The organism is uncultured Desulfovibrio sp. (genome assembly GCF_944324525.1).
Lineage (GTDB): Bacteria > Desulfobacterota > Desulfovibrionia > Desulfovibrionales > Desulfovibrionaceae > Desulfovibrio.
The window spans coordinates 1-20952 of the sequence record NZ_CALUWS010000034.1 but is presented as its reverse complement, the minus strand read 5'-3'; the positions used below and the strand labels follow the sequence as shown (position 1 = coordinate 20952).

21 protein-coding genes are annotated in these 20952 nt (G+C 58.6%); 9 read left to right on the top strand and 12 right to left on the bottom strand.

All coding sequences use genetic code 11. The features are described 5' to 3' along the window. Positions 1–97: 97 nt before the first annotated feature. From Q0K12_RS09135 to nikA, 7 genes are all read right to left on the bottom strand, one after another. On the bottom strand, positions 98–1039 hold the full coding sequence (locus Q0K12_RS09135; RefSeq protein WP_297262201.1) for a M14 family metallopeptidase: 942 nt from the start codon (positions 1037–1039) through the stop codon (positions 98–100). Between the two features lie 35 nt (positions 1040–1074). After that, positions 1075–2496 carry an MATE family efflux transporter gene (locus Q0K12_RS09130; protein ID WP_297262199.1) on the bottom strand — a complete coding sequence of 474 codons (1422 nt, stop codon included), beginning with the start codon at positions 2494–2496 and terminating at the stop codon, positions 1075–1077. 26 nt (positions 2497–2522) lie between these two features. Further along, positions 2523–3380, bottom strand: coding sequence for an ABC transporter ATP-binding protein (locus Q0K12_RS09125; protein WP_297262197.1), 858 nt, complete (start codon positions 3378–3380; stop codon positions 2523–2525). Beyond that, entirely contained in the window at positions 3377–4219 is an 843-nt protein-coding gene (locus Q0K12_RS09120; protein WP_297262195.1) for an ABC transporter ATP-binding protein, read from the bottom strand. Before Q0K12_RS09120 ends, Q0K12_RS09125 begins: the two co-directional genes overlap by 4 nt. Then, positions 4216–5040, bottom strand: coding sequence for a nickel/cobalt ABC transporter permease (opp1C, locus tag Q0K12_RS09115; RefSeq protein WP_297262193.1), 825 nt, complete (start codon positions 5038–5040; stop codon positions 4216–4218). The genes Q0K12_RS09120 and opp1C overlap by 4 nt, the downstream gene beginning before the upstream one ends. Continuing rightward, positions 5041–5982 carry a nickel/cobalt ABC transporter permease gene (opp1B, locus tag Q0K12_RS09110; protein ID WP_297262190.1) on the bottom strand — a complete coding sequence of 314 codons (942 nt, stop codon included), beginning with the start codon at positions 5980–5982 and terminating at the stop codon, positions 5041–5043. A gap of 78 nt (positions 5983–6060) precedes the next feature. Beyond that, positions 6061–7653, bottom strand: a complete 1593-nt coding sequence (nikA, locus tag Q0K12_RS09105) for a nickel ABC transporter substrate-binding protein (protein WP_297262188.1) — start codon at positions 7651–7653, stop codon at positions 6061–6063. Positions 7654–7984: 331 nt separating this feature from the next. Between nikA and Q0K12_RS09100 the strand changes: the two genes are divergently transcribed. Genes Q0K12_RS09100 through Q0K12_RS09085 form a run of 4 tightly spaced genes read left to right on the top strand, consistent with a single transcriptional unit; the run spans position 7985 to position 11906 of the window. After that, positions 7985–8224, top strand: a complete 240-nt coding sequence (locus Q0K12_RS09100; protein ID WP_297262186.1) for a ferrous iron transport protein A — start codon at positions 7985–7987, stop codon at positions 8222–8224. Between the two features lie 10 nt (positions 8225–8234). Further along, positions 8235–10712: a ferrous iron transport protein B gene (feoB, locus tag Q0K12_RS09095; protein WP_297262183.1), complete on the top strand. Its 2478-nt coding sequence runs from the start codon at positions 8235–8237 to the stop codon at positions 10710–10712. A gap of 12 nt (positions 10713–10724) precedes the next feature. Beyond that, positions 10725–11042 carry a hypothetical protein gene (locus tag Q0K12_RS09090; RefSeq protein ID WP_297262181.1) on the top strand — a complete coding sequence of 106 codons (318 nt, stop codon included), beginning with the start codon at positions 10725–10727 and terminating at the stop codon, positions 11040–11042. A 36-nt stretch (positions 11043–11078) separates the two neighbouring features. Then, positions 11079–11906 carry a DUF4198 domain-containing protein gene (locus Q0K12_RS09085; protein WP_297262180.1) on the top strand — a complete coding sequence of 276 codons (828 nt, stop codon included), beginning with the start codon at positions 11079–11081 and terminating at the stop codon, positions 11904–11906. 388 nt (positions 11907–12294) lie between these two features. On the opposite strand, the gene Q0K12_RS09080 is transcribed toward Q0K12_RS09085, so the two are convergent. The 3 genes from Q0K12_RS09080 to Q0K12_RS09070 are packed head-to-tail and all read right to left on the bottom strand — an operon-like array spanning position 12295 to position 15232. Continuing rightward, positions 12295–13623, bottom strand: a complete 1329-nt coding sequence (locus Q0K12_RS09080; protein WP_297262177.1) for a DUF4857 domain-containing protein — start codon at positions 13621–13623, stop codon at positions 12295–12297. Then, positions 13620–14300, bottom strand: coding sequence for a hypothetical protein (locus Q0K12_RS09075; RefSeq protein WP_297262175.1), 681 nt, complete (start codon positions 14298–14300; stop codon positions 13620–13622). Before Q0K12_RS09075 ends, Q0K12_RS09080 begins: the two co-directional genes overlap by 4 nt. A gap of 2 nt (positions 14301–14302) precedes the next feature. Then, entirely contained in the window at positions 14303–15232 is a 930-nt protein-coding gene (locus Q0K12_RS09070; protein WP_297262174.1) for an ABC transporter ATP-binding protein, read from the bottom strand. A gap of 77 nt (positions 15233–15309) precedes the next feature. Between Q0K12_RS09070 and Q0K12_RS09065 the strand changes: the two genes are divergently transcribed. Next, positions 15310–15630, top strand: a complete 321-nt coding sequence (locus Q0K12_RS09065) for a hypothetical protein (protein ID WP_297262172.1) — start codon at positions 15310–15312, stop codon at positions 15628–15630. A gap of 153 nt (positions 15631–15783) precedes the next feature. Here the strand turns inward: Q0K12_RS09065 and Q0K12_RS12460 are convergent, their stop codons facing one another. Beyond that, a complete protein-coding gene (locus Q0K12_RS12460) occupies positions 15784–15942 on the bottom strand; it encodes an integrase core domain-containing protein (RefSeq protein ID WP_363315622.1) in 159 nt (52 codons plus the stop codon). Positions 15943–16078: 136 nt separating this feature from the next. Next, positions 16079–16651 (bottom strand): leucine zipper domain-containing protein, encoded by a 573-nt coding sequence (locus Q0K12_RS12455; protein ID WP_363315621.1) that lies wholly within the window; start codon positions 16649–16651, stop codon positions 16079–16081. Between the two features lie 591 nt (positions 16652–17242). Between Q0K12_RS12455 and Q0K12_RS09060 the strand changes: the two genes are divergently transcribed. From Q0K12_RS09060 to Q0K12_RS09045, 4 genes are all read left to right on the top strand, one after another. Beyond that, the gene (locus Q0K12_RS09060; RefSeq protein WP_297262170.1) at positions 17243–18442 is read left to right on the top strand and encodes an integrase arm-type DNA-binding domain-containing protein; all 1200 of its coding nucleotides are present in this window, start codon (positions 17243–17245) and stop codon (positions 18440–18442) included. Between the two features lie 414 nt (positions 18443–18856). After that, positions 18857–19066: an AlpA family phage regulatory protein gene (locus Q0K12_RS09055; protein WP_297262168.1), complete on the top strand. Its 210-nt coding sequence runs from the start codon at positions 18857–18859 to the stop codon at positions 19064–19066. Continuing rightward, the gene (locus tag Q0K12_RS09050) at positions 19059–19895 is read left to right on the top strand and encodes a hypothetical protein (protein ID WP_297262166.1); all 837 of its coding nucleotides are present in this window, start codon (positions 19059–19061) and stop codon (positions 19893–19895) included. Before Q0K12_RS09055 ends, Q0K12_RS09050 begins: the two co-directional genes overlap by 8 nt. Then, positions 19844–20842, top strand: a complete 999-nt coding sequence (locus Q0K12_RS09045) for an AAA family ATPase (protein WP_297262164.1) — start codon at positions 19844–19846, stop codon at positions 20840–20842. Before Q0K12_RS09050 ends, Q0K12_RS09045 begins: the two co-directional genes overlap by 52 nt. Positions 20843–20952 lie beyond the last annotated feature (110 nt).

Sequence of the window (20952 nt, the reverse complement as noted above, 5' to 3'; positions counted from 1 at the left end):
GCGTTTCCTTTTTCCCTTTGACCTTGGGGCGCAGGTTCACAAAGCGTTTTCCAGCGCGTTTCGGGGAGCGCGCTCGTGGCGGCCACGCGTCCTGAATTTAACCATAGGCCACGAGGGGCGTTCCGGCCTTGACGGCCAACGAGACGGTGAAATAGAGAACGCGGCCGTTTCGTTCCGCATGATACGGCCTGAGAGGGGAACCGAAGGCATCCCGCAGCTCTCCGAGCAGGTCGCCTGCCCGAACATGCGCTCCGGCCGTCACCGTCGGATACCAGCAGCCGTGCTGCTCCGCTTCCAGATAGACGGGATCGCGTATCTCCCGCTGCCGGTCAGCGGGCGGCGTTGCGTCCCCGGCCTCCAGCAGGCCCAGATGTCGGAGCAGGGAGCGGATGTCACGCTTGTAGGCCTCGACCTCTTCCCGGCTCCAGCGGCCATTGCCGCCGCGCTCAATGAGCAGGGACGGCACGCCGCGCAGGGCCGCCGCGTTGTAGGCACCCGTCGTCGCGGAGGACAACACGCGCTCCTCTACATCCAGCGTTCTGGCCGCGGCGCGGGCGGCCTCGGTCACAGCCTCGGCGGCAACGCCGGGGATGTAGACGAAGGGATGCATGCTTTCATGCAGGTCGCCGCCGTGCATATCGATATAGAAATCCGCCATATCCTGAAGCTCGGTAAGGATATGGGCCAAGCGTTCGGCGGGACTGCCATCCGCTTTGCCCGGAAAAACGCGATTCAGGTTTTTGCCGTCCTCAGCCACCACGGCGGGCAGGCGTTCCGCAAAGCCTGACGGATTGGCGATGGGCACGATGGCGAGCGAGCCGCAGATCTCCTCCGGCCGCCACTGTGCCGCCAGTTCGATGGCCGCCTGTATGCTGCAATATTCGCAACCGTGTATGCCCGCCGTCAGCAGTACCCTTTTGCCGGGACGTGTCCCGCGTAAAAAGGTGGCGGAGAGGGGGACGCCGTCACGTGTCGGCGTGACTGAGATCTTTTGTCCGGGGGCCAATTGTTTCCATAAGCTAGGTAAGGTGTTCGACATGGCAGAATATCCTTTGGATTTGGGAAGCAAGGAGGTCAGGCGGAGCGCGGAGCATGTCCCGCATGAGCAAAACATGGCAAATGGAACAGACGCCTTACAAAGGGCAGCAAAAAGAGACTGCGCCCCAGATAAAAGGCCAGATAGGCCGCCCACAGTCCGTCATTGCCGAAGCGGGGAACGGCCATACCCCAGACAAGCGCAAAAAGCAGCAGCGCCAGCAGGGTGGAAAGAAAAACCGGACGAGTATGGGACATGCCGGTAAACACGCCGTAGAAACTGAGCCCAATCCCGGCCAGCAGAGGAAAGCCCAATCCCCATGCAGCGTAACGCAGGGCCTCGGCCCGAACGTCGGGAAGTTCGGTAAACAACCCCAGCAGCGGTTCTCGCCAGAGCCCGTAGATAAGCCCCATGATCAGAGCGCTCCCGAGCGTCCAGACAAGCGTCTGCCACAGACAGGCTTTCAGTATGCCTCTGTTTCCCGATCCTGCGGCACTTCCGGCAAAGACGCTGGACGCATTGGCTATCCCTTCAAAGGCATAGGAAAAGATCAGCATCATCTGGATGATGATGGCATCGGCGGCCAGTGTCAGGGTGCCGAAGCGTGAGGCCGTGGCCATGAAGGCATTGGTCTGGGCAAGCAGGCAAACGGTACGGAGAAAGAGGTGTCCATTGACGGCAAGCATGCGCCGCATATCCTCCAGGCGCAGCAAACCAAGCAAGGAGGCGATCTTCTGACCAAGATGGGCATGTGCCGCGTAGGCAGGCGGCAGGATGCGCCGGACGGCAAGGCAGCCCGCCGCAAAGGAAAAGACATGCGCGAGGCAGGAGGCAACGGCCACGCCTTCCACCCCCCAGCCCCAGTGCAGCACGAAGAGGATGTCCAGCGCCATATTGAGGAGGTTGCCGCCGATCTGCATGAAAAGCGTGGCCCGTATGCGGGAAAGCCCCATAAGCCAGCCCAGCATGACGTAATTCATCAGCACCAGCGGCGCGCACCATACGAGAATGGTATAGTAGGTGTGGGCTACAGCCCGGCTGGGGGCATCCAGTTCCAGCAGAAGCATGGCGGCCTGGAAGATGGGCGCATGCACGCAGAGGATGAGCAGCCCCAGGCCCAGCGCCATGAACATCGGCTGCCAGAGAGCTCGCGCAAGGGCATGTGGGGCCTGATCCGCCGGTTCGGCGGCGGCTTGAGCGCTGAAGCCCGTTGATCCCACGCGCAGAAAGCCCAGCAGCCAGTAAATGGTGCTGAAGATGACCGCCCCTACCGACACCCCGGCAATATAGGATGGATCAGGGAGCCTGCCCATGACCGCCGTGTCTACGGCGCCCAGCAGCGGCTGGGTCAGCGTGGACAGGACAAAGGGCAGAAGAAGGCGGGCATAGGCTGCGCCGCCCGGCGGCAGCGGCGTGCGACGATGCGGCTCTGCCTCGTTGTTATTGCGTGTGAGGAGCATGCTCTCTGCCCTTTGTCCTGATGTCGTCAGCAGGCGGCCGCAGCTGCCCATTGCGCTTGCGCGTTATCGCCGCTACCGTATTCCACGCCGATTCCCATGACCGATTCCAGCAGAAGCCGGGCATAGGGATGCCGAATCTCCGCAATATGGCGTATGTCGTCCACGCGCTCCACTATTTCGCCGTTGTTCATGAAGGCCACCCGATCGCAGAGATAGGTGATGCTGGTCAGATCATGGGTGATGAACAAATAGGAAAGCCCCAGCGAGCGCCGCAGCTCCAGCAGCAGATCCATGATCTGCACCTGGGTGGAAGCGTCCAGCGAACTGATGGCCTCGTCCAGAAGGATGATGCGCGGACGGATGGCCAGCGCACGGGCGATGCAGACCCGTTGCAACTGGCCGCCGCTCAGTTCGTGCGGATAGCGCGCGGCAAAGGAGGACGGCAGTCCCACCTGTTCCAGCACCTCGGCCGTACGACGTTCGCGGTCGAGCTTGCTGCCCACGATGCGTTCCAGCACCCGCAGAGACTCACCGATGATATGCCGCACCCGAAAACGGGGATTGGCCGAGGAGGTGTAGTCCTGAAAGACGACGGACAGGCTGTGATGCAGTTGGGCATTTTCCCTGTGGTTGTGCCTGCCGTAGATATCCAGCCCGTTGATGCGCACCGTTCCGGCTTCCGGTTTGAGCAGTCCGCAGAGGACACGGCCGAGCGTGCTTTTTCCACTGCCGGATTCACCGATGATGCCGAGACATTCTCCTTCCTCCAGCGCCAGGCTTATGCCGCGCAGCACCTGCTGGCGCTCGCGGCCGAAAAGTCGCCGCTGGTTCTCCTTGCGGAAGGAAACTCGTATGTCCGTGGCTGTCAAAATGGGACCCTTCATGCCGCGCTGCCCTCCCGCGGGGTTTTACCCGCATGTATGGCCGCCAGAAAACGCGACATGACGGCCTTGTGCTGATCGATAAGATGCCGGGTATAGGCATCTCGGGCATTGTCGAACACATGCCGGGCGGTACCGCTTTCCACGGCTCTGCCCTGATGCATGACCATGACCTCGTCCGCGATGAGCGACAGCACCCCCAGATCATGGGAAATGAAGATCAGGGAAACCTCCCCCTGCCGCTTGATGCGTACAAATTCCTGCATGATGGCAAACTGGCTTATGCTGTCGATGGCGGTCGTCGGCTCGTCTGCAATGATCAGGGAAGGATTGAGGCTCATGGCCAGCCCGATCATCACTCGTTGCAGCATGCCGCCGCTGAGCTGATGCGGATATTTGCGCAAAACGTCTTCCGGCGTCCTGATGCGCATAAGATTCAGGATATCCACCATCTTTTCCCGCATGGCTCTACGGCCGAGACGGGTATGCTCGGCCAGCGTCTCGGCCATCTGTTCCCCGATGCGATAGAGCGGGTCAAAGCAGGACATGGGGTTTTGCAGCACCATGCCGATCCGTCCGCCCCGCAGCCTTCTCAGTTTTTCCGGACTGGCCCCCAGCAGGGGCATGCCCTCGAAGGCGGAACTGCCCGTCACCTCGAAATTGTCGTCCAGCAGGCCCAGCAGGGCCTTGCAGGTCATGCTTTTTCCGCTGCCGGATTCGCCGAGGATACCGAGACAACGCCCCTTTTCCACGCGGAAGGAAACGTTTTCCACCAGCGGGATACGGCGCTTCCCCTGCCGGAAGGAGACGCAGAGATCATTGACATCGAGGATGGCGCTCATTGCCGCACCGCCTTGGGGTCAAGAGCGTCACGCAGGCAGTCCCCCAGCATGTTGAATGCTCCCACCAGCACCACCACGGCGATGCCGGGCACGATCATCTGTTCGGGATTGGACACCATGACGTTCTTGGCCTCGTTGAGCATGGCCCCCCATTCCGGGGTCGGAGCCTGCACGCCCAGGCCGAGGAAGGAGAGGGTGGAAATGTTGAGGATGGCCCAGCCGGTATCCAGCGAGGCCAGCACCGCCAGCTCCGCCGCGATGCAGGGAAGCATGTGGCGCGTGAGGATGTAGAAGTTCCCGGAACCGATGCTGCGCGAGAAAAGGACGAAGTTCATGTTCGTATACTTGATGGTGGCCGTGCGGATCATGCGCGCGTACCAGGCCCATTTGATGAAGATGGAGGCAATGACCACATTGCGGATGTCCACGCCCAGCAGGGCCACCACGGCAAGGATGATGATCTGGCTGGGGAAGGAAAGCATGACGTCCACCACGCGCATGATGATCTCATCCACCGTGCCGCGAAAATAGCCGGCGGTGATGCCCATGACGACGCCAAGACCGATGGTGCCGAGCATGGTCAGCAGGGAAAGGAACAAGGTGGGCCGGATGCCGTAGAGCATGCGCGAAAAGACGCAGCGCCCCAGCTGATCCGTACCCAGCGGGAATTGCCAGGACGGCCCGGCAAACTTGTTAAGGATGTCGTTGGCATAGGGATCGTTGGGGGCCACGAGCGGGGCAAAGATGCCCAGCAGCGCCGTGAGCAGCACGATACCCATGCACAACAGCGCCACGGGATTTTTGAAAAGTTGCTGCAACATCTAGGATTTCCTTTCGCGCAGGCGCGGGTCGGCCACATATTGAAGGATGTCGAAGGCCAGATTGAAAAAGACAAAGAGCACGCCCACCAGCAGGACATAGGCCTGTATGACCGGATAATCCCGGTTGAAGATGGAGGCGATGCACAGCCGGCCCACGCCCGGCCAGGCAAAGACGTTTTCCACCACGATGGTCCCGGCGATGAGCTGCGGGATGCTCATGCCGATGGCCGTCACGCAGGACTGGAGGGAATTCTTGAGGATATGCCGCACCAGGATGGCACGCTGCTTCAGGCCGCGGGCCTGGGCGTAGAGCACATAATCCTCGCGCATGTTTTCCAGCATGTTGTTGCGGATCAGGCGGATGTAGGTGGAGATGTAGCTGAGCGCCACGGTGAAGGCCGGCAGGATGAGGCTGGAAAAGCCCCCGTAGCCGCTGGTGGGCAGCAGGTCACACTTGATGCTGATGAGCCAGATGAGCAGCAGCCCCACCCAGTACACGGGCATGGCCGTGGTGGCAAAGACCACGCCGCGCATGATGCGGTCAAACAGCGTATCCTTGTAGACGGCACTCAAAAAACCGATGGGTAGGCTCAGGACAATGACATAAACCAGAGACAGCCCGGCCAGCTCCAGCGTAGCGGGCAGACAGCGACCGATCTCGCCCAGTACCGTTCGAGCGGGATTGGTGTAGCTGAAGCCGAGATCAAAGTGCAGACAGTCCCATAGCCAGACAAAATAGCGAACAAGAAAGGGCTGATCCAGCCCCAGCTCGGCGCGGGTCTGGGCAATGAGTTCCTCAGTGATGATGGGCGTCTGCCGGATGCGCAGAGCAACTTCCGCCGGATCGGACGGAATGAGGTTGATAAAGACAAAACAGAGAAAGGAAATGCCCAGCAACAAGGGGATGGTCGCCAGCAGGCGCATGATGATGTAGTTTTTCATGCCGTGTTCCAGCCATGTCATGTACGCGGCGTCCGGATGAAGGAGAAGTCCGAACGCCGCGCAGGGTTGGGGTAAGGGTTAGGGCTTTGCCGCCTCGAAGGACATTTTCACGAAGGGCACTTCATACTGGGTCTGGGTAAAGCCCACCCCCTTGAGGCGGGAGGAGAACAGCGCCTTGTTGGTTTCGTAGGTCAGGGGGATGTAGATGGCGTCCTCATGCAGATGGGTCAGGGCAAAAGTGAACAGCTCCTGACGGCGGGCCGGATCGGTGGAGGACATGATCTCGGTGATGGCCGCGTCGATCTCCTTCTTGTCCGGCAGGGCAAGCTGGGCGGCATAGTCTCCGTAGACCCGCTGGCGCATGGCGGCCATGGAAGATTGCGGGTCATAGGGCATGCCCCAGCAGATGTTGAAGATCATGTCAAAGAGGCCGTTCTTCATGTTGTCCCGGTAGGACTGCTCCTCCTCGCCGCGCAGGCTGACGCGGATGCCCAGCTTGCCGTATTCGTGCTGGAGATATTCGGCGATGGTCTTTTCCGTTACGCTGTTGCTGTTGTAAAGCAGGCCCAGCTCCATGCGCTTGCCGTCCTTTTCGCGCACACCGTCGCTGCCGGGCTTCCAGCCGGCCTCGTCCAGGATCCGCGCGGCCTTCTCCATGTCATACTCATAGGGGGGAAGGTCTATGTCGCAGTACGGAACGCTGCGGGCATACAACGTATCGGCGGGCAGTTCGGTATTGTGGAATACCCCCTTGGCGATGGCGACCCGGTTGGTGGCATGTTGCAGCGCCTTGCGCACGGCGATATCCGCCAGCACGGGATTCTGCCCGTTGAGCACGATATGCCGGGTGGAGGTGGGCGTGGACATGGCGATTCCGAAGTCCTTGTTGTCGCGGTACTTGTTCAGGGCGTCGGCATCCAGCATGTTCTTGCCCCAGATGAGGTCGATCTCTCCCTTTTCCAGAGCCAGGATGCGGGTCTGGTTGTCGGGAATGACCTTGACCACGATACGCTTGATCTTCGGCTGTTCGCCCCAGTAATTTTCGTTGGCCTCAAAAACGGCGTATTCGTCCGTGACCACCTTGGTCAGCTTGTAGGGGCCGGTGCCGATGTAGGCCTTGACGCCGTCCTTGGTGGAGCCGTCCTTCATGGCCGCCGGGGAGATCATGGCAAAGGGACGAGTGACGCCCAGCTCGGTGAGCATGGGCCAGTACGGTGCCTTCATGAAGATGCGGAAGGTATGGGCATCAGGCGCGTCCACCTTTTCCAGCAGGTGCATCATTTCCAGCCAGGTGTGGCGGGCGCGGTTTTCCAGGATGGCGTCGAAGTTGGCCTTGATGGCGTAGGCATCGCAGGGCGTGCCGTCGGTAAAGGTAACGCCCTTGCGGATATGGAAGGTATAAACCTTGCCGTCCGGCGAGATGTCCCAGCTTTCGGCCAGGCAGGGCTTGTAGCCGTCCGCCGTGATGTCCACGAGGGTCTCATACAGCATTTCCTGTGCGTACATCTCGCCGGCGTAGAGATGGGGGTTGAGATCACGCACATCGCGGTAGTTGACGAAGTTGAGCGTGTCGGATTTTTGCTCGGCCGCCAGAGCGACACCGCCTACGCAGAGGCTGCCCGTCAGAACGGTTGCAACGAGAGCTTCTTTCCAGAAACGACTTGTTTTCATTGCATATCCTTTGTGGAATTTGGAAGTTAATTTCATTTCCAGCTGCCTTATGCCATACTCCCTACGATTGTGAAAATAGATTTTTTCTATCAGTCGTGATGCGTTTGTGGCATACCCCCATTCCCCATGCAATTGGCAACATGGACTGACGAAAACATAACTAATTGTTATTTAATCATAATATTAGTCATAGGTACGCACTCCTCCTGCGAGAGGCATGCTCTCCTGGGCTCGTGATTCTTTTTTTGCGACAGAGCGACAATTTTTTTTCAATTTATTGACAATGAATTTCAAATTCAATACCACTTCAAAAAAGTGACGGAGGAGTGTGATGACGCTCAATGACGTACGGAAGACTTCCCGGTGTCGCGTATCGCGCGTGACGGCCGGTGGCATGCTGGGGCAGCGTCTCAACGACATGGGATTTTGCCCGGGGACCGATATCCTCTTTGTACGGCGTGCGCCGCTTCAAGACCCGATTCATGTCCAGATCGGCACGTATCATGTGGCATTGAGAAGGAATGAGGCCCGCTTTGTCGAGCTGACTTTTTCCATGCCTGTCAATGAATGAGGAACATGCAATGGCTACGCTTCTGACCGCGCTTGCCGGACAGCCCAACTGCGGAAAATCGACCATTTTCAACATGCTCACCGGGGCACGGCAGCATGTGGCCAACTACCCCGGCGTTACCGTGGAAAAAAAGTCGGGAAGTTTCGTGTGCGGAGAAACTCGTGTGGAGCTGGTGGATCTGCCCGGTACCTACAGCCTTGCGTCCTGGTCACCGGAAGAAATGGCCGCACGGCAGTTCATTCTCGACGAAAATCCGGATTTGATTGTCGCCGTACTGGATGCGTCTACGCTGGAAAAGAGCCTCTATCTCTGCTTGCAGCTGCTGGAGATGCAGCGTCCTCTCATGGCGGCCCTGAATATGACGGATGTGGCCGAAAAGCGCGGCATCCATGTGGATGTGGAGGCACTGTCCCAGACGCTGGGGGTGCCGGTCATCCGGACGCAGGCAAGCCGCGGAATCGGCAGGAGGGAGCTGTATGATGCCATAACCGGCGGGAAGGGCGTGCCTGGAAAGGGGGACTTCGTCCAGTACGGCGAGCTGGAAGCAGTCATCGGGACCATCGCCAAGAAGCTTCCAGAGGATGGGGGGCGCGGCTATCCCATCCGCTGGCTTGCCATCAAGCTGCTGGAAGGGGATGCCCTTGCCGGGGAGATTCTTGCCGGGCTGGAAGGCGGCAAGGAGATGGCCCGTTTCATCGAAGAGCAGCGGGAGAGCTGGCAGCGCGGGCATGACGAGGACATGGTGCGCCATATCGCCAATGCCCGGCTTGCGCGTGCCCGCGAGATAGCGGCGGCCTGCACGCGGCGGGAGGAGTTCGTCCGTTCCGTGACGGAAAGGGTGGACGCCGTCGTCTGCCACAAGGTACTTGGCCCGATCATCCTTGTGGGCATCCTCTTCATCTTCTATCAGGCGTCGGTCACGCTGGGCAACTATCTGGCGGCGCAGGCATGGCCCATCTGGGGCAGGCTCGAAACGCTGGCCGCCGCTATCCTGCCGCAGCAGGGCTTTCTGGAAGACCCATTGCTGACATCTCTGGGGAACTGGATCGTCAAGAGCATCACAGCGGTGCTCAACTATCTTCCCATATTCGTCATCATGTTCGCCCTGGTGGCCATACTGGAAGATTCCGGCTACATGGCGCGCATCGCGTTCATTCTGGACAGAGTGTTCCATCGCTTCGGCCTGCACGGACAATCCACGCTGCCGCTCATCCTTGGCGGGGTATATGTGGGCGGCTGCGCCATACCTGGCGTCATCGCCACGCGTGCCATCCCTGATGAGCGTGCCCGCATGGCCACCATCATGATCGTTCCCATGATGAACTGCCTTGCCAAGGTTCCGCTCTATCTGTTGCTCGTGGGAGCTTTTTTCAGCGATCACGCCGGCTGGGCCATGTTCTTCATTGGTACGGTAACGCTGCTCATGGGGCTGATCGTCGCCAAGATACTTTCCCTGACCCTGCTTCGTGGCCGCAAGCCGGCGCCCTTCATCATCGAACTGCCCATCTACCACATGCCTTCAGTTTACGGGGTGGCCCGCCAGACGTTTGACCGCATCTGGATGTTCTTGCGAAAAATCGGCTCTGTTGTGGTGGCTGTGGCAGTGATCATCTTTGTCCTGATCAGTTTTCCGAATCTTTCCGACGAACGGCTGGCCCATTACGAGCAACAACGGAAGGCGCTTGAGCAGCAGTTTATGGCCGCTGTCGAAAAGACTTCCTTCGCCGGACAACTCTCATCCGACGACATTGTCCCCCTGCTGCTTTATCAGGAGGCGCTCAGGGAGGAAAAGAGAGGGCTTTCGCAGGATGAAGCCAATGCCGTCAATACCCGCGCCCTCAAGGAAAATTCTGTCTACGCCGCCATTGCCCTGCGGCAGGGCAAGGATGGAAAGGCCCTTGCCGGAGCCTTGCGAAAGATTGACGGCAAACGCAAGACGCTGCGCCGTGAAATGCGGCAGGAGCGATTCGAGGACAGCTTCCTCGGTCGAGCCGGAAAGGCCCTGGAAGGCGTCACGGCCGGCGCCGGATTCACTTGGCGCATCAATGTAGCACTGCTTTCCGCTCTGGCCGCCAAGGAAAACAGCGCCGCCACGCTTGGAGCCATCTACGGCCTTGACGGTGTGAGTATCGGTGAGGGCATGGCGTCGGTCAGCGGCTTTACCCCTTTGCATGCGCTGGCTCTCATGCTGTTCATGTCGCTCTATCCCCCTTGCGTGCCCGCCGCCATCATGGTCAAAACCCAGACCTTTTCCACTCGTTGGATGATCTTCTCCATTCTTTTCCAGATGAGCGTTGGCCTCATGGTCGCCACACTGGTCTTCTCTGGCGGCACATGGCTCGGGCTCAGCGGCTTCGAGGCCATGTGGGCCTATTACGGGCTGTGCCTTTGCCTGCTGCTGGTGCTGGCAATCATTCCCGAAAGGGATATGGCGGATGAGCCCCACATCCGCGTGTACAAGGAAGTTTCCCCAACCCAACCACAGTAAAAGGAGAAAAGTATGTTCAAGATTTTTGCCGGTCTGGCCCTTATCGCATCCGTTGCCCTTCCGGGGGGAGCATATGCCCACAGCGCCATTTTCGACTGCTTCGACAATGGGGACGGAACCATTTCCTGCCAGGGCGGTTATTCCGATGGTTCGTCCGCTTCCGGCGTGAGCATCAAGGTCAAGGACGCCAAGGGGAGGATCATCGAAGAACTCAAGCTGGACAGCAACAGCGAGGTCTCTTTCAAAAAGCCCGCCGGAGACTACAAAGTCATGTTCGATGGAGGTGAAGGACATTCCATTGAAGTCGACGGCAAAAAAATCGTTCAGTAGGCAAACTTATTTCAATCAGAACAAGTGAGGATTCCCATGAAGAAGTTGTCTCTTGCCGCTCTCGGACTTGCCGGGGCCATGCTGCTGGCCGCCCCCGCCCACGCTCATTTCATGATGACCTATACGCCGGAAACGGCCCTGGAAAAAGCCGCGGATCTGGATTTCCGCATCGTGTTCACGCATCCTGCCGAGGCTGGACACATGATGGACATGGGGGGAGTGAAGGAATTTTATGCCCTGCATCAGCGCGGTGACGGCGAAGCCAAAAAAATTGATTTCAAATCGCTGCTCAAGGAAGTGACGTGGAAGAACCCCGACTCCAGCGCTCCGGCCTTTTCCGCACTGATCCCGCGCAAGGAGTTGCGCAGCATGGGCGATTACATGTTCGTCATGGTGCCCGGCTACTATTATGAAAAGGAAGAGGACGTCTACATGCAGCAGATCACCAAACTGTTGGTGAATGTGGGCGGCATCCCCGGCAACTGGAATATGCCTGCCGGGCTCCCGTGCGAAATCGTTCCCCTTGCCAAGCCCTATGGCTTGTGGACGGGCAACGTCTTTCAGGGGCAGGTTCTCTCCAACGGCAAGCCCGTGGCAGGCGCCGAGGTTGAGGTCGAGTACATGAGCCACGCCCCGGACCTCAAAAAAAATGCCCTGTCACCCAAGTCGTCCGTCAATTATCCCAATGGCGTCATGGTGACGCAAGCCATCATGACGGATGCCAACGGCGTCTTCACCTTCGGCCTTCCCAAGGCGGGATGGTGGGGCTTTGCAGCCCTGGGCGTCGGCCCCGACAAAAAGCATGACGGCAAGGAACTGTCCCAGGATGCTGTGATCTGGGTGCAGGCCGTCGACATGAAATAGCTCGCAAGAGCACAGCACTCATGTCCAAGGGGCACGGGTGGTCCGTGCCCCGCAATGCCATCGGCACGAATGACCGTTCCTTCAGGAGGGGCGGTCATTCGCATTTTCGCTTTCTGAGCCATACGGCATCAAGAGGATGCGGCGGGGGCGCTGTTCGACCTCCTTTATCCATGCTGCGCTGACGGCCGGTGAAGGCCGGCTTGCCGCGTACGCACAGGCCGCCGTTCGCTTTCCGTCATTTCTGGAGTCCGCACAGCTGGCATGCGGTGCGGCCTGCGGACTTGTCGTGCGGCCAGAGTCCCGCCCAAGCTGTATGTACCCCAAAAAACGGCCAGTCCGCCGCGCAGACTGGCCGTTTGTGAGAGCGAACGGAATAAGCTGTGTGGCCTCAGCTTCGCTCGTCCAGCAACAGCAGGGGGATGAGCGCGTAGATGCCCGCCGCGGCCACAAGCCCCGTTTCCAGCCAGCGGCCCCCCGTCAGTTCCCGCCGTCTGTACAGACGCGCGGCGTAGCCTGCTCCAAGCAGCAGGCAGAGCGGGAAGGCCCCTGAAAGCCAGCCGGGGCTGGGGAGTATCTCCGGCGTGCGCAGAGCGCTGTCCTCACGGCTGAAAACCACGCGGAAGGGAAACAGCGTCTCGCCCACATGGTGCGTCCAGATGCGCTTGTCCCGCGACATGTGGTGCATGGCCGTGCGCAGGGGGAGAAGGGTTGCCGGCATGTCGTCCCCCTGCGGCAACGCATAGACCGAGGCGTACAGTCTGGATTCATCGGAAACGATGGCCGTCAGATACAGCGGATCGAAAATCAGTTTGCAGTCCATCGTTTCCGGGTCATAGTGCGGGAGGGAGAGGGGCAGCAGCTGCGGTACGCTCTCCTCTTTTCCTTCCCGCATGAGCCAGATCCGGTTTTGCCAGTCCAGCATCATACCACCCCAGATGCGTTCCCTGCTTTCGGATACAAGGACATGGCGTGGTGCAACGCCCTGCGGCAGCATCACGCGGCGTACCTGCGGCCGGTTGTTCCGCCGCAGGAGGTGAAAGAGAGCGTTCCGCTGATCGACAAGATAGATGCCGCCCTCATGCGGCTTGAAGGTCGTGAAGTTTCCTCCGACATGCCGGGCGGGAAAGCTGAATCCCGCTTCGCGCAGGGCGGCGGTGAAACGGCGGGTCAGCTCCGGGTCGATACGCATGGTATCGGCATTGAGAAAGCGCATCTCCTTTTCGGTCAGGCAAAAGCGATCCGCCGGATACAGCAGAGCCACCTGTCCGGGGCGCGCTTCGATGAGCGGCAGATATCCACGGGGAGGGCGCTTGCCGTCAAGGTGACGTGCGGGCAGTTCAAGGACGCGACGGGCGCGCTCTATGTCCGCACGTTGCAGCGTATTGCCGTCGAGCTGGAGGGGCAGCAGACCGCGCATCTCCATGTTGCGGAAGTAGATGAAGGGCAGCGCCGCCTCGAAGGCCAGCCGGTCATGGTAGTTTCCGTCCTCATCCTTGTAGACGATGTCGGCATGATGCCCGTCGGCCTTTTGCGCCGCCTGCGGATCGCTGGCGTGCGTCTGCTCTGTGTAGATGAATTTTTTCAGGACGGGACTGTAAAAGTAGTGCGTCCTGTCAAGGGATTTGAGCAGTGCCGTGTCGTAGAGCAGCGGCAGGACCCAGGCAAGGACCAGGATGCTCAGGATGGTCAAGCAGCACATGGGCAGTGTGCGATTCATTCCGTCCTCCGGTGGCGGTAGTGCAGAGCGGGCAGAAGCAGCCCGATGACAAGCAGCGGCATGAGCAACAGAAAAGCGGGAAGGCAAGGGGCAAGGCTGCCCGGTGCCGTCCTGATGAGCAGGGGGGCGCACAGGCCGCCGCCCAGCAGCAGACCGAGGAGCCGCGCCCGCGGGCGGGGTTCCAGCAGGCAGCAGGTCATGCACAGATAGGCATACAGGCCGGCCAGGAACCAGGGTGCGGTGGTTTGCAGGGCCAGACGCACCGCATCAGGGGGGAAGTACGCATGGCTGATCAGGATCAGGGCAAGTGCATTCAGCGCGAACAGCAGGCTAAGGAAGGTCAGGCCGTACAGGAGATGGGAGAGGATGAGCACCGGCATGGCGCACGGAAGATGAAGGGAGATGCGCAGGCGCTCATCCCGCATTTCCGGCAGGAACTGGAAGCAGCAGAAGATGCAGCCGCAGATCGCGGGCAGAAAGGTGAGCGGCATGTAGGGAATCTGCCCCAGATCCATGACCCGATACCAGACGATCTCTGGATGATCCAGCAGGAAAAGGCGGCGGATATCCAGCCAGAGCCAGCCCATGAACAGGGCATTGCCGCCCAGCAGGAGCACCATGCCCAGCCGCGTCTTGAAAAATTCCTTGTAAAAGATGCTGCATACGACGTGCGGCATGTTTATCTCCTTCCCGTATAGCCCACAAAGGCGTCTTCAAGGTTCAGAGGAAGGGGCACGAGTGCCCCTTCCGGCAAGGGGATGCCCGCCTGCCGCAGAGTGCCTTCCACCTCGTGGAGCGAGGCAAAGGCGAAGAATTCGAAGCGGTCAGCATGTGACTCGGCATTGACAAGGCAGGCCCCCGGAGGGAGGTGCCCCGACGCCATCCTTTCGAGCAGAGGCAGGGTCTCGCCGTTCACGGATGCCCTGTCGAGCCTCCAGCCGGCAAACCGGTGCTGAAAGTCCTTCAGCGGCATGGTCAGGCTCCCGCCTCCGCGCCGGAGAAAAATGGCCTCGTCTACAAAGCGGTCCATATCCTGGATGACATGCGAGGTCAGGATGACCGTATGCTGCCCGTCGCGCAGGTATTCCGCAAGGTAGTCCACGAACAGTCGCCTGTAGCCCGCATCCAGGCCCAGCGAATAGTCGTCGAGGATGAGTAGTTCCGGATCCTGCGCCAGCATGAGCCCTAGGACTATCTGCGAGCGCTGCCCTTCGCTCATGTGGGCTATGCGGTGCGAGGGCGGCAGGCCCAGCACGTCCGCCAGCGCCCAGAAGCGCTCGCTCTTCCAGCGCGGATAAAAAGAAGACATGAACCACTCGACCTGCCGGATGGTGAAAAAATCATAGGTAAGGTGTCGTTCGAACAGCAGACCGACGCGCTCGCGTGTGGCGGGGCGCAAGGCATGTGCCGGGTCGCCGAAAACGCGGCAGCTGCCTCCCAGCGGCTTCAAAAAGCCCATGATGATCTTGATGAGCGTCGTTTTGCCGACGCCGTTCTTGCCCAGCAGACCATAGACCTTCCCCCTCTCGAAGCGGAGCGACAGATCGTCATAGACCTTGTGCCTGCCGTAGGCATGGCGGAGGTTCTCCACCAGAACAGGATGTTGCATCCGGTTTCCTCCTTGCTCATTTTGGAAAAAAACTATATGAAAATGAAATTCTATGTCAATAACTACGGAGGTCACACATGAGAACATTCCTGGCCATCTGCATCACGCTTGGAAGCTGGCTGGGGGCTGGCAGCGCAGCGCTGGCACACAGCGCTCTGCTGAACTGCTTTGACAATGCCGACGGCACCTTTACCTGCCAGGGGGGATACTCGGATGGCTCCTCGGCCACCGGTATCAGGATCATCGTGCGGGATGCCGATGGCGTGACCCTGCAAGAGGCGCGGCTGGACGCGAACAGCGAAGTCACGCTTGAAAAGCCCCAAGGGGAATTTACGGTACTTTTCGATGGTGGGGCGGGACATTCCGTGGAAGTGAGAGGAGATTCCCTCGTTCGCTAAAGCATTCTATCTTTGAGAAAGATAAAATACGAGGCGGAGGCACAGCACTACCCTGTCTTAATTAAGCGGAAAGCCGCACATTTTCCGCAAATGTCAGGCCTTATGGTGTAAAACGCGAAGCGTTGCTCTAGATGTAGAATGTCAACACGTTGTTCACCCTCTGCTCGGATATAAAGCTGGAGGTTTTCTGCCAAGAGCCGAATGGGGACGCACAAAATTGTAATGATGCGTCCATTTCGACAAATAGGCTGTCCTTTTCCATGAGTGGGCATACGTTTGCGCGTATGCCCACTCTTTTAAGACCGTCTGGATAAATCGCTCGGCCTTGCCGTTGGTTTGTGGCCGGTATGACTGGGGTCTTTCGTGCCGGTTACCAGCCTCACGGCATCTTCACGAAATTTTCGGGATTTGCAGTAGGCTCCATTATCCGTCAAGACCCGCTCGACCTTCATGCCCTGCGCCGTATACCAGGCAACAGCACTCCAGGGTAATTCCGCAGCCGATTCCGCCGTCTTGTCCGGGTAGGTAGCCGTACAGGCCACCCGCGGAGCGTCATCAATGCAGACATGCAGATATTCCCAGCCGGGACGACAGCGGTAAACTTGCCGAGTTTCCGCATTTCAGTGTACCACACCGTCAATCCAGCCCAGACACTTGATATCCAGATACAGCATTTGTCCGGGCTTTTCCCACTGATAACGCCGCACTGGAGGCTTGGCCTCCAGAGAAGCAAGACGTGAGCAGCCAAGTTTACGCAAGGCGCGAAAGACAGAGCTCCGATCAAGTCCCAGCCAGCCGCTATCTCATCCTCAGTCAAACGCCTCCGCCGCAGAAAGAAAATCTCTTCGTTGGTCTTTTCCGTCAGCTTGCTCCGACAGCGCAGGGGACGGGAACTTTTGTCCACAAGCGCCTCGACGCCGCCCTGACGGTAGCGACTCTTCCATTTTTGGGCAGTACGCAGAGTTATGCTAAATCCTGAGGCGACGGCAGCGGAGGGCATGCTGTCCAGTCGCCGAACCATTTCCTCTCGACCTCTGGGCGTAAGTTTGACATTCTTATAGATATTCATCCTTTTTCTCACTCGCTCGCGCAACACTGCTGACCTGACACCGCCCGCCTGAGCATTGCCCATGCAATGCGTCGGGAAGGCAGCTGTCTGCTCACCGCCTTCCCCGGATTTTTCCTGATTCAGCAGGGGCGGAGCCGTCATTTCTGACTGGCTCCGCCCCTGTTTTCGGTAACGGTTTGGAAACGGTTTGTTCGGAAACTTCCCGGTGCAGTCCTGTTATTTCGGTGGGATACGGACTCCTCCGGTGGCAGATTCGCCCTTTCACGCCGTCGACAGGGGTTCAAATCCCCTTGGGGACGCCAAAATTGGGTACAATAAAGGATATCGATGTGCAAAACACATTGGTATCCTTTCTTTTTTTGTGTCAACAGCGTTTTCCGTCGTCCACGTTTGTCCGGTTGCATCCAATTCTTGCAGGGGTATATCCGAGGGTAGATCCATGCTATGCAAAAGCGTGATACCCTCACGGATAACAAGGTTGTATTGCTGTATTTTTTGTCCTGAGAGGTATCGAAACATCCAGCATAAGCCAGGGAGTACCCCATGCCTCTTACCGACGTTCGTATCCGCAGTTTGAAGCCCGCAGACAAGCCTCACAAATATTCCGACGGCGGCGGTCTTTTCCTCTTCATTCCTCCCAGCGGCAGCAAGCTCTGGCGCATGGCCTACCGCTTTGAGGGCAAAAGCAGGCTCCTCAGTTTCGGGGCCTATCCTGCCGTATCTCTCAAGGATGCCAGAGAGCGCCGCGATGAAGCCCGACGCCTTCTGGCGAAGGGTATCGATCCATCCGCACACAAGCGACAGCAGCAGGAAGCCCGAAGAATTGCCGAACGGGACAGTTTTCAGAACATTGCCCGCGAATGGCACGCCACACGCATGGCAGCATTCTCTGCAAAGCATCAGGGAACGGTCATGTACCGTCTTCGCAACTACATTTTCCCGTTTATCGGCACGACGCCCATCGCCCGGCTGGAAGTGCAGGATATCATGGCCGTGCTCAGGCCGCTGGAAATGAAACGCTGTTACGAAACATCCCGGCGCGTCCTGCAAATCATCAATCAGGTTTTCAGCTATGCCGTCATTACAGGGCGAGCGCGGCACAACATCGCCGCCGATCTTCGGGGAGCCCTGCGCCCTCGCCGGGTAACGCATCGTGCCGCTGTGCTGACGCCGGAAAAGGTCGGTCAGCTGCTCCGGGACATAGATGCCTATGATGGCTATTTCCCGCTGGTCTGCGCCTTGAAGCTGGCCCCGCTGGTCTTTACCCGCCCCACGGAATTACGGGCCGCACAGTGGGACGAGTTTGATCTTGAGGCTGCGGAATGGCGCATTCCGGCCGAGCGCATGAAAATGCGGCGTCCGCATATTGTGCCGCTGTCTGCACAATCTGTGGCCATTCTGCGGGAATTGCAGCCCTGGACCGGCACGGGCAAGTATCTGTTTCCTTCCGTGCGCACGGAAGCGCGTCCCCTGTCTGACGCCACCATGCTCAATGCCCTGCGCCGCATGGGCTATCAAAAAGACGAAATGAGTGTCCACGGCTTTCGCTCCATCGCATCGACGCTGCTCAACGAACTGGGCTACAATCGGGACTGGATTGAGCGGCAGCTTGCGCATGGCGAACGAAATGAGGTTCGTGCGGCATACAATTATGCGGAGTACCTGCCGGAGCGCCGAAGGATGATGCAGGAGTGGGCCGACTATCTCGACAGACTCCGCACGGGCAAATCCGAGCAGGCTTAACAGCCACAGAAAAGAACGCTCTCTGATAAAACTACCTGAGGGGGGACGGCGTCCAAACATGCACAGAGAGCTTTTTTCCAGAAACAGGGCAAAATAATCCGTTGCTAATACACTCTAATTGCACAGTTTTTACGAGCAGCCAAAAATAAATGCCGTTCGTAAAGACTGTGCTTTTTTTGTAACCTTTTGGCCGCTGACATCCCCCTCTGTGCTCACACTGATATATTGTTATATTTTAACATATTACAAAATTTGCTTTTCTTCTTCAAAGAAAAATACATGCCATTATTGTACACCCAGAAATGCTGCTGAATGCCGCTGTATGTATCGTGGTTACAAAATATCTGCTCTGCACATGATATTTATTTTATGCTATATGCTCCGTAATCCTCTTCTTTATACGGAGTTGTTACTATGGCGACAAATATTCCCTCTGCTGGATTTCTTCGTCTCCCTCAGGTCCTGGCCCTTGTCCCCATCAGTAAAAGCGCCTGGTGGCAGGGCTGCCGTACCGGGCGCTATCCCAAGCCTGTAAAGCTCGGCCCTCGTACCACTGTCTGGCGGGCGGAAGACATCAGAGCGTTCATAGAAAACGCGGGACGGGAGCAGGAAGACCATGAGTAGCCTTCTGGAGACCTTCCGGGAAATTCTCGCGCAGCATGACCTTCTGCCGGAGGATATTCTTGCGGACGGGAATCTGTATCGCTGTCCGACACGGAACAAGCCGTACAAACGCAACGGCGCATATATTGCCCATCAGGACAGGCCCGCGACTCTCTGGTGGTGCAACTGGGAAACAGGCGATCAGGGGACGTTCCACGCGGAAGGCGAACGGGCACTTTCTCCTGTTGAGTTGTCGGCATGGCACAGGCTGCAGCAGGCCATGCGGAAACAGCGTGACGAAGAATGCGCCAGGCGTCATGCAGAGGCGGCGCAGCAGGCACACAAGCGTTTACAGGCATCCTTTCCCTGTTCAGAGCGGCACGCCTACCTGAGCCGCAAAGGTATTCCCGCGCTTGCGGATATGCGTCAGGACAGAAAAGGGATGCTTCTCATTCCAGTCAGGGACAGTTCCGGCAGGGTGCAGAGTCTGCAATATATCGCACCGGACGGCACAAAACGCTTTCTTACGGGCGGCAAGGTTCAGGGCGGGCAATTCGTTATTCCCGGCAAGGCAGAAAAACCGCTGGCACTTTGTGAGGGCTACGCCACCGGGGCCAGCATTCACCTTGCCTGTGCATGGACGGTCTATGTGACGTTTTCGGCCGTAAATCTGCCTGTTGTGGCGGCTGCCGTGCGAAAACAGTTCCCGGACGCGCAGATTCTGATCTGCGCGACAATGACGAAACGGGCCGCGACAAGGGACAGGAGGCCGCGCAGGCTGCACAGGCCCATCTTGTTGTGCCGCACTTTACCGCAGGCAGCGGCAAGGACTTCAACGATCTGCATCTGACAGAGGGACTGCAAAGCGTGCGCTGGCAGCTGGAAAACGCTCTGCCGGACAAGCCTCCGTCGCTGGTATCGCTGGATATGGGCGAGTTTCTTTCCATGTCCATACCTGAACGGGGGTATCTTTTATCCCCCATTCTTCCGGTTCAAGGGATAGGCATTCTGTATGCTCCGCGCGGCATCGGCAAGACGTTTGCCGCCTTGAGCGTCGCCGTTGCCGTGGCTTCCGGCGGCGCGGTGTTCAACTGGCGCGCGCCCATGCCCAAACGAACGCTGTATGTGGACGGAGAAATGCCCGCCACAGCCATGCAGCATCGCCTTGCCGCGCTTGTCAGCGGTATGTCCGTCCCGCCGCATACGCTGAAAAATATGGCGCTTATCACACCGGACTTGCAGCCCTGTCCCATGCCGGATCTCTCCACCGCGCAGGGGCAGGTCATGCTGGAACCATTCCTGAAAGGCGTGGATATGGTCGTGCTGGACAATATTGCCACCTTGTGCCGTACCGGCAAGGAAAACGAAGCCCAGTCATGGCAGACCATGCAGGCATGGCTGCTGGAACTGCGTCGCCGGGGCATGGCTGTCCTGCTTATCCATCATGCCGGAAAATCCGGCGATCAGCGCGGCACCAGCGCCAGAGAAGATATCATGGATACGGTCATCAGTCTGCGCAGGCCCAGAGAGTACAGCATGGCCGAAGGCGCACGCTTTGAAGTCCATCTGACCAAGGCACGGGGGATTGTGGGCGATGACGCCCGCCCCTTTGAGGCCAATTTGATCACCGAAGGCAACGCGCTGCACTGGCGCATCAGAGAGCTTGAGGACGTGGAACTGGCCGAACTGAAACGCCTGCTGGCCGAGGGCTACAGCATCCGCGACTGCGCCGAGGAAATGGGAAAGTCCAAGGCTGCTGTCCAGCGTCTGAAAAAGAAGCTGGAAGGGAAAAATTGACCTGTCTGCGTGCAGGTGTACCGCTGTACCAGTCTCTAGGGTCAGGACTCATTAAAGGTAAAAAATGACAATGGCAGCAATATGGATTGCCGAAAGGAATGTATGGGCAC

Excerpts from the sequence above, each read along its gene's own strand:
- Q0K12_RS09065 (WP_297262172.1), top strand. The coding sequence starts at position 15,310 with ATGAGAACATTCCTGGCCATCTGCATCACGCTTGGAAGCTGGCTGGGG.
- feoB (WP_297262183.1), top strand. The coding sequence starts at position 8,235 with ATGGCTACGCTTCTGACCGCGCTTGCCGGACAGCCCAACTGCGGAAAA.
- Q0K12_RS09050 (WP_297262166.1), top strand. The coding sequence starts at position 19,059 with ATGAGTAGCCTTCTGGAGACCTTCCGGGAAATTCTCGCGCAGCATGAC.
- nikA (WP_297262188.1), bottom strand. The coding sequence starts at position 7,653 with ATGAAAACAAGTCGTTTCTGGAAAGAAGCTCTCGTTGCAACCGTTCTG.
- Q0K12_RS09135 (WP_297262201.1), bottom strand. The coding sequence starts at position 1,039 with ATGTCGAACACCTTACCTAGCTTATGGAAACAATTGGCCCCCGGACAA.
- opp1C (WP_297262193.1), bottom strand. The coding sequence starts at position 5,040 with ATGTTGCAGCAACTTTTCAAAAATCCCGTGGCGCTGTTGTGCATGGGT.
- Q0K12_RS09100 (WP_297262186.1), top strand. The coding sequence starts at position 7,985 with ATGACGCTCAATGACGTACGGAAGACTTCCCGGTGTCGCGTATCGCGC.
- Q0K12_RS09060 (WP_297262170.1), top strand. The coding sequence starts at position 17,243 with ATGCCTCTTACCGACGTTCGTATCCGCAGTTTGAAGCCCGCAGACAAG.
- Q0K12_RS09120 (WP_297262195.1), bottom strand. The coding sequence starts at position 4,219 with ATGAGCGCCATCCTCGATGTCAATGATCTCTGCGTCTCCTTCCGGCAG.
- Q0K12_RS09085 (WP_297262180.1), top strand. The coding sequence starts at position 11,079 with ATGAAGAAGTTGTCTCTTGCCGCTCTCGGACTTGCCGGGGCCATGCTG.
- opp1B (WP_297262190.1), bottom strand. The coding sequence starts at position 5,982 with ATGAAAAACTACATCATCATGCGCCTGCTGGCGACCATCCCCTTGTTG.
- Q0K12_RS09090 (WP_297262181.1), top strand. The coding sequence starts at position 10,725 with ATGTTCAAGATTTTTGCCGGTCTGGCCCTTATCGCATCCGTTGCCCTT.
- Q0K12_RS12455 (WP_363315621.1), bottom strand. The coding sequence starts at position 16,651 with ATGGTTCGGCGACTGGACAGCATGCCCTCCGCTGCCGTCGCCTCAGGA.
- Q0K12_RS09080 (WP_297262177.1), bottom strand. The coding sequence starts at position 13,623 with ATGAATCGCACACTGCCCATGTGCTGCTTGACCATCCTGAGCATCCTG.
- Q0K12_RS09055 (WP_297262168.1), top strand. The coding sequence starts at position 18,857 with ATGGCGACAAATATTCCCTCTGCTGGATTTCTTCGTCTCCCTCAGGTC.
- Q0K12_RS09125 (WP_297262197.1), bottom strand. The coding sequence starts at position 3,380 with ATGAAGGGTCCCATTTTGACAGCCACGGACATACGAGTTTCCTTCCGC.
- Q0K12_RS09075 (WP_297262175.1), bottom strand. The coding sequence starts at position 14,300 with ATGCCGCACGTCGTATGCAGCATCTTTTACAAGGAATTTTTCAAGACG.
- Q0K12_RS09130 (WP_297262199.1), bottom strand. The coding sequence starts at position 2,496 with ATGCTCCTCACACGCAATAACAACGAGGCAGAGCCGCATCGTCGCACG.
- Q0K12_RS09070 (WP_297262174.1), bottom strand. The coding sequence starts at position 15,232 with ATGCAACATCCTGTTCTGGTGGAGAACCTCCGCCATGCCTACGGCAGG.